Genomic DNA, 14,394 nt, shown 5'->3' on the forward strand with positions numbered 1-14,394 from the left:
TATTGAAGTTTTTTAAGCAACAATGTACTTGAAGATAAAGATTGCTGACATAACCCATACACTGAGCGAAACATCACGACCTTTACCACTGAATAATTTAATTGCTGCGTAAGCAATGAAGCCCAACGAGATCCCTTCTGCGATAGAGAAAGTCAGCGGCATCAGCAAACAAGTCACAACCACTGGTGCAGCTTCGGTTAAGTCTCGCCAATCGATGCTCACCAAACCAGATAACATCAGAATAGCCACATAGAATAGCGCACCAGCCGTCGCATACGCAGGGATCATACCAGCCAATGGCGAGAAGAATAGAGCAAGTAGGAACAAAATACCAACCACAACAGCGGTTAGACCTGTGCGACCACCAGCGGCAACACCGGATACACTCTCAATGTAAGAAGTCGTGTTTGACGTACCCAACAGAGCGCCTACCGAAGTAGCAGTTGAGTCAGCAAGAAGAGCTTTATTCAGGCGAGGAATTTTGCCATCTTTATCCATCAGACCAGCTTTTTGAGACACACCCACTAGCGTGCCAGCAGTATCAAATAAGTCGACGAAAAGGAAAGCAAAAACCACTGAAATCATACCGATCTCAAATAATGCTGAAAAATCCAACTGCATGAAGGTCGGTGCAATGCTTGGTGGTGTTGACATGATGCCCCCCCATTGCACATCACCAAACGCTAGACCTAAGCCAGTAACCGCCAAAATAGCGATCATCACCGCCCCTTTCACACCACGATGCACCAAAGCTATCGTGAGGAAAAAGCCAATTGATGCTAATACCGCAGGTAATGAAGTAATCGAGCCAAGAGAAACCAGTGTCGCTGGGTTATCAACCACAATACCTGCATTCTTTAACGCGATAAATGCTAAGAACAAGCCAATACCCGCCGAAATACCCGTGCGCAAAGAAAGTGGGATGGAGTTTATGATCCACTCTCGGATCTTAAACACACTCAATAGAATGAATAGCACACCAGATACAAATACTGCCGCTAGAGCCACTTGCCATGTATACCCCATGCCTAACACAACAGCGTAGGTGAAAAAGGCGTTGAGCCCCATTCCTGGTGCTTGAGCAATTGGGTAGTTCGCCACAAAGCCCATGATAAAACAGCCGATAGCCGCTGCCAGACAGGTAGCAACAAAGACAGCACCACGATCCATGCCTGCATCTGCCAAGATAGCTGGGTTTACAAAAATAATGTAAGCCATGGTCAGAAAAGTCGTGATACCTGCAATGATCTCAGTTTTTACATTCGTTCCGTGTTCACTGAGCTTGAATATTTTTTCGAACATAATCGAATTCCAAAGGAGTAATAGTAAACGGTTGCGTAATCGATTGGCGGGATTATAGAGTCTCCAAATATCAAATTCCAGATAGAATTACGGCTCTAATAAACATTTCTATCTGTAAAATTTAGCTTTAGAAGAATTAATTTTATTAACACCGGTTAAAAATACTTTAAGTTCAATAAGTAATAAGAATTAATGCCAGATATTGTAAACGGTGATTTTTCTACCATGTCGTAAAGTTACATAGAGCTAAGGCTTAAGAATTGGATGCTGGATAGGCAATTATAAGGATGAGTTTTATCCGTCGGGATAAAGTTGAGGAAATGGAAGTATTGGCCATGTGCTTTCTCACGATAAAAAAACGCCACTCAATTTGAGTGGCGGTTGAATCATCTCAGCAAATTAGGCGCTGTAATAAAATTCCAATATAGGGGTGAACAAACTTGTTCAAGAGTCACAAACTCGATTAGTAACCGAAGCTTGTTGGGTATGCAAAATTGCCAGTATAAACAGAGCTGTTTAGCCAGAATGTTGCACTTGGTAAACCTTTCATAACTATCACCTTCTAAATCAATTAAAACAGATAAAAAATATTGATTTCTCAGTTCCATGGAGGCGACAAATCGGACTCATCCTTTGAGCATTTTCTCTTCACTTTCGAAGCTGGTTACTAATATACCTCAAAGAAAATTAATTACAACAACAAAAGTGATTAAAGTCACATAAAATTCAAAAAATGACTTATATCAAACCCATTATGTAATTTAATTACACAAATATCAGCAATATCTTTAATTTTATTACGCTCAATAAGAATAGAGTCTCACAAACATAAATAACAGAATCCACGTTATGTGATGACAACGAAACATTTCGTTTCCGCTTTGACTACTACCTTGTGTCACGTAGTGCTATTCTGTGCCTCTCTACTCAATAGGCCAGATCCAGATTTTTGTGCTACTCATTTAGCAACATTACCTAATAAGATCTGGCGTTATTATCATCAAGGAGTCATCCGTGTCTGAATTCCATTCTGAAATCAGCAACTTATCACCTGCACCTTTATGGCAGTTTTTCGATAAGATCTGCTCTATCCCACACCCTTCTAAACATGAAGAAGCATTAGCTCAGTACATTGTAAATTGGGCAACGGAGCAAGGCCTCGATGTGCGTCGAGACCCAACGGGCAATGTTTTCATTAAAAAGCCAGCAACCCCTGGCATGGAAAATAAGAAAGGCGTGGTTCTTCAAGCTCATATTGATATGGTGCCGCAAAAAAATGAAGACACGGAGCATGACTTCACTAAAGATCCTATCCAACCATACATAGACGGTGAATGGGTCACAGCCAAAGGCACCACACTAGGCGCTGATAACGGTATGGGGATGGCATCATGCTTAGCGGTACTGGCCTCCACAGACATCAAACACGGCCCACTTGAAGTACTTCTGACTATTGATGAAGAAGCTGGAATGACAGGAGCCTTTGGTCTTGAAGCTGACTGGCTTGAAGGTGAAATTCTACTCAATACCGACTCAGAGCAAGAAGGTGAAGTCTACATGGGCTGTGCGGGCGGTATTGATGGAGAAATGACGTTCGACATTAAACGTGAAGCAATCCCAGCAGGTTACGTCACTCGCCAACTGATTTTGAAAGGCCTAAAGGGTGGTCACTCTGGTTGTGATATCCATACGGGCAGAGGTAACGCAAACAAACTCGTTGCTCGCTTCCTAGCCGGTCATGCACAAGAATTGGATCTACGCCTAATTGAATTCCGTGGCGGTAGCCTGCGTAATGCAATTCCGCGTGAAGCCTTCGTGACAGTCGCTATCCCTGCCGAAAACGAAGCTAAACTGGCAGAACTGTTTAACTTCTACACAGACTTGTTGAAGCAAGAGCTAGGCAAAGTAGAAACGGACATCGTTTCATTCAATGAAGCCATTGAAACCAGCGAACAAGCGCTAGCTATTGCTGAACAGCAACGTTTTATTGCGGCACTCAATGCTTGTCCTAACGGCGTGATCCGCATGAGTGATGAGATCGAAGGCGTTGTAGAAACATCCCTGAATGTGGGTGTCGTTACCACAGAGAGCGATAAGATAAACGTTCTGTGCCTAGTTCGCTCATTGATTGACTCAGGTCGCCACCAAGTAGAAAGCACCCTAACATCGGTGGCTGAACTGGCGGGGGCGAAGATTGCTTTTTCAGGCGCATACCCTGGTTGGAAACCGGATGCGGACTCTGAGATCATGGCTATCTTCCGTGACATGTATGAAGGCATTTACGGCCACAAGCCGAACATTATGGTTATCCATGCCGGCCTTGAATGTGGTTTGTTTAAGGAGCCGTACCCGAATATGGACATGGTGTCGTTTGGCCCAACGATCAAATTCCCACACTCGCCTGATGAGAAAGTGAAAATCGATACCGTTGCACTATTCTGGGAACAAATGGTGGCACTACTGGAAGCGATTCCAGAGAAAGCCTAACCTGCTCTTCCCATCGCAAAATACCCCAAAGCCAGCTGACATTGCTGGCTTTTTTGTTTCCTAGTTCGACAATTAATTTTTGTCGTTACGGTGAAATTTATTCGTTAGTCACCAGCGCATCTTCGCTGATACAGTCGCCGCAGTTGAAGCACCTAAGGCAATCCAGCTTGCCCTCTTCAACCTATGTAACCGATACATGCTATTGGTTATATCGCAAGATGCTCAGTTCTCAGAGCCTCTTAATTACTCTCTGAATATAAATGAAATGCCATGAACGAAAAACTGCTAGTGGGCTGGCGAGAAACCTTAAGTCTTCCTGGGTTAGGCATAGAGAAGATCAATGCCAAGATTGATACCGGTGCTCGTACTTCTTGTCTGCATACCTTTAAACTTGAAAGCTTCAATAAAGGAACAGAGTTGTGGGTAAGGTTTTGGATCCATCCACAACAGCGTAATACCACTGAAGAAGTAGTGTGCGAGGCTAAGGTCATCGACCAGCGAATTGTTCGAGATTCCGGAGGTCATGAAGAAACACGCTATGTGATTGAATCGGAAATACGACTCGGTCAGGAGAGCTGGCCAGCAGAGTTAACGTTAACCAATCGCGAAAATATGGCGTTTCGCATGCTGTTAGGTCGAACAGCAATGCACCATCGTTTGATTGTCGACCCTGTTCAATCGTTTTTAGTCCCTTTCGAGGAAAACCAACAATGAAAATCGGTATTCTGTCTCGCAACGCAAATTTGTACTCAACTAAGCGTTTGATTGAAGCGTGTCAGAAACGTGGGCACCAAGTCAAAGTCATCGACGCCCTACGCTGCTATATGAACATAAATTCCGATAAACCTGAAATTCATTTTAAAGGTGAAGAGTTATCCGGATTTGATGCCATTGTGCCACGTATTGGGGCTTCAGTGACCTTTTATGGCACCGCCGTACTGCGTCAATTTGAAATGATGGGTGTTTATCCAGTCAACGAGTCTGTTGCGATTACTCGCTCACGAGACAAGTTACGCTCTATGCAGTTGTTGTCACGTAAAGGGATAGGTATGCCAATCACGGGCTTTGCCAGCAAACCCGATGATGTTAAAGACTTGCTCGAGATGGTCGGTGGTGCTCCTGTGGTCATTAAATTGTTGGAAGGTACTCAAGGCATTGGGGTGGTACTGGCTGAAACACGTAAAGCCGCCGAAAGTGTTGTCGAAGCTTTCATGGGCTTGAAAGCCAACATCATGGTTCAGGAATACATCAAAGAAGCTGGTGGGGCAGACATTCGCTGCTTTGTCATTGGCGACAAGGTGATCGCCGCAATGAAACGTCAGGGGGCAGAGGGTGAGTTTCGTTCTAACCTGCACCGTGGTGGCAGTGCATCACTGATAAAAATTACGCCAGAAGAGCGTCGTACCGCCATTGCCGCAGCCAAAATTATGGGGCTCAATGTCGCGGGTGTCGATCTACTAAGATCCGAACGCGGGCCTTTAGTGATGGAGGTTAACTCGTCACCAGGGCTAGAAGGCATTGAATCTGCGACAGGTAAAGACATTGCAGGCATGATCGTCGAGTTTATCGAAAAGAATGCCCCGACTAAAAGGACCAGAACTCGTGGCAAAGGCTAAAAACAACCGCGTGTTTGAGATTCTCGGCGAGCAAGTATTGCCGGGACAACGAAAAGTGCTCGATCTCAAGTCAGCCAAACTCTACACCCATTCTCGCCTATCGATCCCAATTGAAGTGATCAACGGGAAGTACACAGGGCCAACTCTTATGGTTAATGCGGCTATTCATGGCGACGAGCTCAATGGCGTAGAAATTGTTCGGCAACTCATCAACACCATTGACGCACAAAAACTGAAAGGTACAGTCATCGCTGTACCTATCGTCAACGTGTTCGGATTTATTCATAAATCACGCTATTTACCCGATAGACGCGACCTAAACCGCTGTTTTCCGGGCAGTGAAAAAGGCTCACTCGCTTCGCGAATGACAAGCGCTTTCTTCAATCAGATCGCGAAACGCTGTGACTACATTCTTGATTTACATACGGGGGCGATTCATCGTACTAACTTACCTCAGATTCGGGCAGACCTAAGTAATCCAGAAACGTTGCGTATTGCACAAGCCTTTGCGACGCCAGTCATTGTTGACGCTCCTTTGCGGGATGGTTCGTTACGCAGTGAAGCCGAACGTCTCGGGATCCCAGTGTTGACATACGAGGCTGGTGAGGCATTACGATTTGAACCCATTTGTATTAATGCTGGATTCATTGGCGTTAAACGTGTGATGCAAGCCATTGGCATGTTAAGGCCCAGTCGTAAAAAGCGGCCAGAGCCCGTGATTGCCAAATCCACCAGTTGGATTAGAGCGGAAAGCGATGGCATTTTACGTACCGTTGTGACATTAGGTGAAAAAGTAGTGAGGGGCCAAATTCTCGCCTTCATTAGTGCACCACTAGGGCACAGTGAGATTGAAATCAAGGCCCATAAAGGGGGCATCGTGATTGGTCAGCAAACACTTCCCTTGGTCAATGAAGGCGATGCCGTGTTTCATTTGGCTTATTTTGCCGAAGATGATCAGCAAGTGGAACAGGTCGTAGAAGAGTTCATCGAAGAGATCAGCGACTCGGATTTAGAGCCACTCACAACAGGCCAAATCCACTCTCCTGCATAAATCAAAAAACCGCTTGCCCATTTAAGAGGTCAGCGGTTTTACATCAAATAATGTCTTGTTCAGGCTGTTAACCGAATGAAGCCCAAATCACTGTGGCAACCAATACTGGACAGACAAACTTTATGTATACAGGCCAAAGCTTTCCAAACCATCCTTGAGTAAACTCTGGGTAACCTTGCTCGAGTTCTTTGATTTTAGAGTGACGACTCCACACCCAACCACCAAACAAACAGAAGAGCAAGGCTGCTGCAGGTTGTAAATACTGAGTCGCGACTGTCGCGACCATGCCAAATAAAGCACCAAAATTAAACACAATCACAACACTAAACAGTGCGATCAAACCGCCTAAAGCCCAGCTTGTGGTACTGCGCTTAGTGTTAAATCGTTCACCAACTAGCGCGACCGGACACTCCAGCATAGAGATGGAAGAAGTCAGTGCCGCAATCGTCAGCAGTAGGAAGAACACAATCGCAAATAGCTGGCCTAATAAACCAAGGCTATCAAACATCAAAGGCAATACGGTGAAAACCAAGGTATCTGAGCTGAGCAGAGAGCCATCCTCAGCGTAGATCTGCACCCCTTTTTGCATCGCCACAAACATCGCAGGCATAACCACTAAACCAGCAATAAAAGCAACCGCGGTATCAACCAGAGTGACGTTCATCGCCATTTTAGGCAGGTTCTCTTTCTTACTGAGGTATGAGCCATAGATCAGCATAGAACAGCCACCTATGGTCAGAGAAAAGAACCCCTGCCCCATGGCAGCAAGAATTAATTTTCGGTCCATCACCTTGTCAAAATCTGGAACAAGATAATGCTTAAGCCCTTCCATCGCACCGGATTGAGTCATGATATAGACGAACAACAAGCCAAATAGAACGAACAAAGCAGGCATCAGGCGCGTTGACCACTTCTCGATGCCTTGTTTAACCCCGCCCTGCACGATGAGAATCGTCAGCACGTAGAAAACAACAGTACCAAACAGGTTACGCTCAACACTGAATCCCTTAAACCAAGCACTTGCAGCTTGCATGCCCACCACATCAGTCACAGCACCAAGCAAAAAGCAGATCAGCCAACCACCGACAATACTGTAAAACGCCAGCACAGCGCTGGGCACACTTAAACCTATCCATCCAACAAGCCCACCGACCTTTTTCGCCAGAGGATTAACGGTTAGAGAGCGCATGCTATCCACGGGGTTAGCCTGACCATGACGACCTATCGCCATTTCGACCACCAGCATTGGAAACGCCACCACCAAAATCATCACCAGATAAACCAGCAAAAATGCCCCGCCACCATTACTGGCGGCTTGAGTAGGGAAACCCCAAATATTACCTAAACCAACCGCAGCGCCAGCTGCCGCCAGAATAAAGCCTAAACGAGAGCCAAAATGCTCACGTGTTTGAAAATTGTCTGCTTGTGCCATACCGCTTAACTTGCCCCCATAAACTAGTTGACTAGTACAATATTACAAAGCTCTTATTCACTCCAGCCACGAGGTTATTAAGCAACCAGATTAAGGCAAATAAATAGGAAATTAAGCTGTAAATTAATTCATACAAAGAATTTTTAACCAACCAGTAAGCAAAATTTGAAGCGTGAAGTGCGCCGAACAACCAATGTAATGAAAGATTCCAACTAATTTTCACCGTGATATCCGACGAATAAAACCCAAATAATCATTAAGTTAGCGAGCAAAGCTCAGCATTTTCGCTATTGGTTATGAGTTGGTTTACTAAATCCATTAAGGAGAGGAAAATGGGTTCAAATCTGCTCAGAGGCGCCATCATCGCGGCGCTAGGGCTAAGCTACCATGCGCACGCCTATGATTGTGCTGGCTTGGTGGTTTGGGATAGCACTGCGGTCTACACATCCGGAGATCTAGTTCAGACATCCAACCATGCTTATCAAGCCAGTCATTGGACACAGGGCAATGACCCCGTCAGCAACTCCGGTGATTGGGAAGCATGGAAAGACCTTGGGCAATGTGACACTGGCGGCGGTAACGCAGCTCCAGAGATATCCATATCTTCTCCTGTCAATAACGCCGAGATCCCCGAAGGCACAGTCACAACGATACAGGCTTCCGCCAGTGATAGCGATGGCAACATCGCTCAAGTGGCCTTCCTGGTTGATGGCCAGAACATCGCGACGGTCACACAAGAACCTTATCAAACAGATTGGACAGCGGTCGCAGGTGCAACCACCATTTTCGTTATTGCCACTGACAATGAAAACGCAACATCAGAAACGCAGATTGCAATCAGCGTCACCTTAGCTGGCGAACCGATTCCTCCTTCTGTCACTTTAACCAGCCCTTCAGGCAGCGAGCAATTGACCGAAGGCGACCTTCTCACATTAAGCGCGAATGCCTCCGACACAGATGGCAGCGTGGATAAGGTTGAATTTTTTGTCGATGGACAATTGATTGCCAGCGATACGTCTGCACCTTACGAAACCACGTGGACCTCAGTCAGTGGCACTCATAACTTCAAGGCTAAAGCCACAGACAACGACAACCAGACAACTTCAACACAAGAAGTATCGCTGGTTGTAGACAGCAACGCATCAGGTGGCTGTGCAGGACTACCGACTTATACCGCAGGTACCAGCTACAGTGCAGGTCAGCTGGTACAGAACCATAATCAAAAATACCGTTGTGACATTGCTGGTTGGTGTTCTTCAGCCTCAGCTTGGGCCTATGAGCCAGGACAAGGAGACTATTGGGATGAAGCCTGGACGGGGTTAGGCGCTTGTGCCGCTCCACCTGTGGTAACCATCACTAGCCCTAGTGACAATCAAATATTGCTTGCTGGCAGCACAGTCAGTTTCGCTGCTGACGCGTCTGACTCCGATGGAACAGTAAGCCAAGTCGAATTCTTCGTAGGCAGTAACAGCCTAGGTGTAGTGACACAGCCACCTTACGCGGTGAATTGGACAGCGACTCAGGTTGGCCTAAATAGCCTCAAAGCCGTCGCGACAGACAATGAAAACAACACGGGCGAAGCGACGGTTTCGGTAATAGTCAGTGACCAAGACTTAGTAGTTGCACTGACATCACCAGCCCCGGGTCAAACCGTCGGGTTAGGTAAATCGGTCCAGTTTGCTGCCGATGCAACATCGCTGTCTGCCAGCGTATCGCAGGTCGATTTCTTAGTGAACGGAGCGATTGTCGGTACAGATACCACTGCACCGTACAGCTATAACTGGACCGCAGGTGCGGTAGGTAGCTATACCGTTGCGGCTAAAGCCACAGACTCGGCCAATAGCGAGGTCACATCTGACGCAGCAACGATTACTGTCGTAGAGCAAACAGAGAAAACACATAAACTGATAGGTTACTGGCATAATTTCGTCAACGGTGCAGGTTGCCCTATGCGTTTGGCAGATATGTCAGATGCTTGGGACGTGATCGATATCGCCTTCGCTGACAATGATCGTAACAGCGATGGTACTGTGCACTTTAACCTATATTCAGGCGATATCCACAGCAGTTGTGCCGCGCTTAATCCAACTCAATTCAAGCAAGATATGGCAGCACTGCAAGCCAAAGGTAAAAAGTTCGTTCTCTCTCTTGGGGGAGCTGAGGGCACAATTACTCTAAATACTGATCAGGATGAAGCCAACTTTGTCTCTAGCTTGACTGACATCATCAAGGAATGGGGTTTCGATGGTCTTGATGTCGACTTGGAGAGTGGCTCAAATCTCGTTCATGGCTCGCAAATTCAGGCTCGTTTAGGCCGAGCACTACTGCAAATTGAGCAAAATATAGGTGGGGATATGTACCTGACTATGGCGCCAGAGCATCCTTATGTTCAAGGCGGATTCGTCGCTTACAGTGGTATTTGGGGCGCGTACATTCCGGTCATTAATGACACACGCAGTACACTAGACCTGCTCCACGTTCAGCTCTATAACAATGGCGGATTGCCCAATCCTTACACACAAGGCAGTGCCGCTGAAGGCTCCGTTGATATGATGGTGGCTCAATCCAAAATGCTAATTGAAGGCTTTGAGTTAGCTGATGGCACTCAGTTTGCGCCGCTTCGAGATGATCAAGTCGCGATTGGTTTACCATCAGGTCCTAGCTCAGCAAACTCTGGGCAAGCGCCAACCCCAAATATTCTTGATGCGCTAGATTGCCTAACTAAAGGCACCAGCTGCGACTCAGTCATTCCTGCCTTTAATTATCCGAATTTTGCGGGCGTGATGACTTGGTCTATCAACTGGGATGAGCACGATGGTAACATCTTCTCAGGCCCAGTTGGAGATAAGCTCACTCAGATGAATAATAGCCAGTAACGACAAGAGCGCCATTTGGCGCTCTTCTCTTGTCTGAGGGTTAGATGGTAAAGACTTGATAATCTTTTAGCTGTGGAATTTTCTTATGCAATTCCTGCTCTTGCTCAGCCATGCTGTCAAGCGAATCACAAAACTCTTGGCTCTGTTTCTCTACATCCACTGAGTGCGCCTCCAGTCTCTTCGCAATGCGCTCTTTCAGCTCACTCATAGTATCCGCCATCTCTGTCAGATTCAGACCACCTTCCGCTTTCATTTTTTCCGACATCGCATTGAATGCACTGGTGATGAACTCTTCATTGAACAACTTCTTCGCGCTTTCAAAATCTTCCGCCCACGTTTCGCGCAGTGAGCCAAAGCTGTCCGCTGGTAAAACCAAATCGCCATTTTGGTAATAACGAGCTTCGATGTCGGCGTAAAACTGCTGCATAGAAGCTTTGACGCTATCAAACGCCTCGGGGGCGTCGAAGCTTTGACCAACATCATCAATAATATCATTAGCCAGCGCTAAACCATCTTGAGCTATTTGTTTTGCTCGTGGTAGATAATCGTTCAAGTTACTGCGATAGTCGGCAATAGCTTGCTGCTGAGAAGCATCAAGAGGGATCTCTTCACCATGAATGGTTAGGGTGTTTTCGGCATCGACAATCGCCGTATCACCGCCTTTCTGGTGGATTTCCAATGTTTTGTCATTAAGACGAATATCATTCTTCAAATCGACATTACATTGAGCAGCATACGCCTGACTCGCCACCAGTAACGAGATAGTAAATAGTCCGTATTTCATTTTAGTCTCACCGTATTGACTCTAGGTTACCCTAACAAAAACTCACCCTAGTTGCGTCAAATTATTGTTTCTATCTCATAGCAAAAAGTGGTATTTCCCACTTGATACTCGACATCATCGCCCAACGACTTTCCTTTTAGAGCTCGGCCTAGGGGAGAGTCAAAAGTTACTAACATGACTTCCTGATGTTGATGCTCTACCTTCAAGCCCCCAGCGCATGGAACAACAAAGAACCAACGGCCGTTATCATCTAGGTCAACAAGGCAGACTAACGTCCCCAGCCCGACATATTCCGGCTGTACTGGTAACTGTAGACCTGACATCACACTCAACTCTCGCTCACACTCCTGAACACGCATTGCCTGTCCATGAGCGAGGTAAGACGCTTCTAATGCCAGCGTATCGTATTTATGCTCGGGCACAGTTTCTTCATCGGTCGCTGACTCTATCGCTCGCTGGGTTGAGCTTTGAGCAACTTCAAGGGATTGTTGCATGGCAAGCCGTATGGTTTGCAGTAGCTCCGATTTATTCATACTAAAATCATGTTCCTTCCAGTCTAATGCCTCTAGAATACTACGTCAGACATTCTCGTCATACTGGTAACAGGCAAATGCAGACATCAGGCAACCAAGAAATCATTGATTCGACTCTACGTTCCACATTTGGTTTTGAGCAGCTCAGAGATGGGCAATATACCGTGATAGACAAAGTCCTTAGTGGTCGATCCTGCGCGGCTATTTTCCCAACAGGTTCAGGAAAGTCATTATGCTATCAGCTGTCTGCCTTGTGCTTACCTCACCTGACTTTGGTCATTTCTCCACTGTTAGCGCTAATGAAAGATCAACTCGAATTTTTGCATAACAAGGGGATCTCGGCGGCATCTCTTAACTCAAACCAAAGCCGAGAAGAAACGCAGAGTATCATGACAAAAGTGCGAAATGGGGAGATTAAGATCCTTATGGTGTCAGTCGAGCGGCTAAAAAACGAACGATTTCGTCACTTTTTGTCTCAGCTAAGCATTTCACAATTGGTGGTCGATGAGGCGCACTGTATCTCAGAATGGGGTCACAACTTTCGCCCTGACTACTTAAAGTTACCTCAATTTCAAAAAGAGCTAGCCATCCCTCAAGTATTACTTCTGACCGCCACAGCCACGCAGGCTGTACTCGATGACATGGGTAAAAAATTCAACATCGCACCTGAGGATATTACGGTAACAGGGTTTTATCGCCCCAACTTAGATATTTCTGTTATCCCATGTAGTGAAGAAGAAAAAGACCAAACATTACTATCCATTTTCTGCGAAGCACAATCTTTACCCACCATCGTCTACGTGACTCAACAAAATAGTGCTGAGCGTATTGCTAACCTACTCGCTGAGAAAGGTATTAAGGCTATGGCGTACCATGCAGGGCTAGACGGTAATAGCAGAGAACGTATCCAGCAAGACTTTATGTCCGGCCACACAGAGTGTATTGCCGCCACAATTGCATTTGGAATGGGGGTAGATAAATCTGATATCCGCCGCGTTATTCACTTTGATCTACCCAAATCAATAGAGAACTATGCACAAGAAATCGGGCGAGCAGGACGAGACGGGAAATCCTCACAGTGCATTCTCCTCGCCAATGAAGATGGCGTGTCGACTCTGGAAAACTTTGTTTATGGTGACACACCAGAACACACAGAGATCCACAACGTCATCCAACAAGCAATTTCGTCCGCACCGAACTGGGAAGTGGTGATATCTCGCTTATCTTCAGAGAGCAACATTCGCCAACTACCACTAAAAACCTTGCTGGTGTATATGGAAATGGCAAAGATCATCACGGCACAATACAGTTATTTTGCCGACTATCGCTTTAAATTCCTTATGACCAAGCAAGACATCATTGCTCGTTTTGAGGGAGAGAGACGCCAGTTTACCGAGGCTTTGTTCAACTGCTCAATTCAAGCGAGAACTTGGTGCCAAGTCGACTTTGAAGCATTATGGCAAAGCTACAATGGAGAACGCGCTCGTGCAGTCGCCGCATTGGATTATTTCCACCAAAACGGATGGATTGAGCTTGAAAGTAAATTGATGACGGAAGTTTATCGTGTCAACTCGATCGAACAGTCGTTAGAACAAATAAGTGAACAGCTTTTCAATTTGTTTAAAGCAAAAGAAACCAGTGACGTTGAACGTATCCATAACCTGTTAAGTTTATTTAAATCTGAATCCTGTTTAAGTCACGCTTTAGCCAGTTATTTCTCTGATAATCAAGCTCCACATAAGTGTGGGCATTGCAGCGTATGCAGAAAAGAGCACCAAGAATGGCCAGCCAGTATTAGACCTAAGATCAAAAGTCAGGACATCACCAACTGGTTAAAGCCTTTACAACAAAAATCATCGTCCACATTATCTGATAACCTCAAAGCGAAATTTCTATGTGGTATCGCCACACCTTGGTTTACAAAAATCAAAGCTCGCGGTATGGAAGGGTTTGGTCAACTTTCCTCTCACCCTTATCAACAGGTCATGGACGCAATCTCTAGCTATAACAAATAACCATCAGAAGAAACTCAACTGTTTGCTCTGTTCCTCGGGCTTAAGCATCACGTTTAAGCCCAGTAAGCGAATCTCGCGACCGTTTTGGCGCTTAAGAATGTCACGTAATAACTCTTTGAAATAGTTCAACTCTAACTCGGGATGAATATGTTCAATCGTGGTCGGTTGGTATTCCCAATGCAATTTTCTTATCAACAACCAATAACTAATTGTTAATAAAGAATAATAGCAAATATTTATAACAAAAATAAATTGACAACTATCAATAAAACCATACCATGTTTTTATATACAGTATT

At 45.6% G+C, this 14,394-nt stretch carries 10 protein-coding genes and 1 pseudogene; 6 read left to right on the forward strand and 5 right to left on the reverse strand.

The window, feature by feature from the left end:
• Positions 1–12: 12 nt before the first annotated feature.
• Complete coding sequence (locus L1D31_RS17925) at positions 13–1,302, reverse strand: NCS2 family permease (RefSeq protein ID WP_239838422.1); 1,290 nt, start codon at positions 1,300–1,302, stop codon at positions 13–15.
• Between the two features lie 1,014 nt (positions 1,303–2,316).
• Here L1D31_RS17925 and L1D31_RS17930 point away from each other — a divergent pair.
• The 4 genes from L1D31_RS17930 to L1D31_RS17945 all read left to right on the forward strand — a co-directional run bounded on the left by L1D31_RS17930 (position 2,317) and on the right by L1D31_RS17945 (position 6,456).
• Positions 2,317–3,789, forward strand: a complete 1,473-nt coding sequence (locus L1D31_RS17930; protein ID WP_239838423.1) for an aminoacyl-histidine dipeptidase — start codon at positions 2,317–2,319, stop codon at positions 3,787–3,789.
• A 270-nt stretch (positions 3,790–4,059) separates the two neighbouring features.
• Positions 4,060–4,503 carry an ATP-dependent zinc protease gene (locus L1D31_RS17935; protein ID WP_239838424.1) on the forward strand — a complete coding sequence of 148 codons (444 nt, stop codon included), beginning with the start codon at positions 4,060–4,062 and terminating at the stop codon, positions 4,501–4,503.
• The gene (gene rimK / locus L1D31_RS17940) at positions 4,500–5,405 is read left to right on the forward strand and encodes a 30S ribosomal protein S6--L-glutamate ligase (RefSeq protein WP_239838425.1); all 906 of its coding nucleotides are present in this window, start codon (positions 4,500–4,502) and stop codon (positions 5,403–5,405) included. Before L1D31_RS17935 ends, rimK begins: the two co-directional genes overlap by 4 nt.
• On the forward strand, positions 5,365–6,456 hold the full coding sequence (locus L1D31_RS17945) for a succinylglutamate desuccinylase/aspartoacylase family protein (protein WP_239838426.1): 1,092 nt from the start codon (positions 5,365–5,367) through the stop codon (positions 6,454–6,456). The genes rimK and L1D31_RS17945 overlap by 41 nt, the downstream gene beginning before the upstream one ends.
• 67 nt (positions 6,457–6,523) lie before the next feature.
• Here the strand turns inward: L1D31_RS17945 and L1D31_RS17950 are convergent, their stop codons facing one another.
• On the reverse strand, positions 6,524–7,888 hold the full coding sequence (locus L1D31_RS17950; RefSeq protein ID WP_239838427.1) for a sodium-dependent transporter: 1,365 nt from the start codon (positions 7,886–7,888) through the stop codon (positions 6,524–6,526).
• 332 nt (positions 7,889–8,220) lie between these two features.
• Here L1D31_RS17950 and L1D31_RS17955 point away from each other — a divergent pair, with 332 nt between their 5' ends.
• Positions 8,221–10,764 carry an Ig-like domain-containing protein gene (locus L1D31_RS17955; RefSeq protein WP_239838428.1) on the forward strand — a complete coding sequence of 848 codons (2,544 nt, stop codon included), beginning with the start codon at positions 8,221–8,223 and terminating at the stop codon, positions 10,762–10,764.
• Positions 10,765–10,804: 40 nt separating this feature from the next.
• On the opposite strand, the gene L1D31_RS17960 is transcribed toward L1D31_RS17955, so the two are convergent.
• Together L1D31_RS17960 and L1D31_RS17965 are read right to left on the reverse strand one after the other, a co-directional pair.
• The gene (locus L1D31_RS17960; RefSeq protein WP_239838429.1) at positions 10,805–11,548 is read right to left on the reverse strand and encodes a YggN family protein; all 744 of its coding nucleotides are present in this window, start codon (positions 11,546–11,548) and stop codon (positions 10,805–10,807) included.
• A gap of 56 nt (positions 11,549–11,604) precedes the next feature.
• Entirely contained in the window at positions 11,605–12,081 is a 477-nt protein-coding gene (locus L1D31_RS17965; RefSeq protein ID WP_239838430.1) for a GreA/GreB family elongation factor, read from the reverse strand.
• A 77-nt stretch (positions 12,082–12,158) separates the two neighbouring features.
• Between L1D31_RS17965 and L1D31_RS17970 the strand changes: the two genes are divergently transcribed.
• A complete protein-coding gene (locus tag L1D31_RS17970; protein WP_239838431.1) occupies positions 12,159–14,096 on the forward strand; it encodes a RecQ family ATP-dependent DNA helicase in 1,938 nt (645 codons plus the stop codon).
• A gap of 3 nt (positions 14,097–14,099) precedes the next feature.
• Here L1D31_RS17970 and L1D31_RS17975 read toward each other — a convergent pair.
• A pseudogene (locus tag L1D31_RS17975) lies at positions 14,100–14,270 on the reverse strand (DNA polymerase IV); the annotation flags it as partial.
• Positions 14,271–14,394 lie beyond the last annotated feature (124 nt).

The organism is Vibrio sp. Isolate23, from assembly GCF_022398095.1.
GTDB lineage: Bacteria > Pseudomonadota > Gammaproteobacteria > Enterobacterales > Vibrionaceae > Vibrio > Vibrio coralliilyticus_A.

What these genes read in the sequence shown, in the direction of transcription:
- L1D31_RS17925 (WP_239838422.1), bottom strand. Translation starts at nt 1,302, where the DNA reads ATGTTCGAAAAAATATTCAAGCTCAGTGAACACGGAACGAATGTAAAA.
- L1D31_RS17935 (WP_239838424.1), top strand. Translation starts at nt 4,060, where the DNA reads ATGAACGAAAAACTGCTAGTGGGCTGGCGAGAAACCTTAAGTCTTCCT.
- rimK (WP_239838425.1), top strand. Translation starts at nt 4,500, where the DNA reads ATGAAAATCGGTATTCTGTCTCGCAACGCAAATTTGTACTCAACTAAG.
- L1D31_RS17945 (WP_239838426.1), top strand. Translation starts at nt 5,365, where the DNA reads ATGCCCCGACTAAAAGGACCAGAACTCGTGGCAAAGGCTAAAAACAAC.
- L1D31_RS17950 (WP_239838427.1), bottom strand. Translation starts at nt 7,888, where the DNA reads ATGGCACAAGCAGACAATTTTCAAACACGTGAGCATTTTGGCTCTCGT.
- L1D31_RS17955 (WP_239838428.1), top strand. Translation starts at nt 8,221, where the DNA reads ATGGGTTCAAATCTGCTCAGAGGCGCCATCATCGCGGCGCTAGGGCTA.
- L1D31_RS17960 (WP_239838429.1), bottom strand. Translation starts at nt 11,548, where the DNA reads ATGAAATACGGACTATTTACTATCTCGTTACTGGTGGCGAGTCAGGCG.
- L1D31_RS17965 (WP_239838430.1), bottom strand. Translation starts at nt 12,081, where the DNA reads ATGAATAAATCGGAGCTACTGCAAACCATACGGCTTGCCATGCAACAA.
- L1D31_RS17970 (WP_239838431.1), top strand. Translation starts at nt 12,159, where the DNA reads ATGCAGACATCAGGCAACCAAGAAATCATTGATTCGACTCTACGTTCC.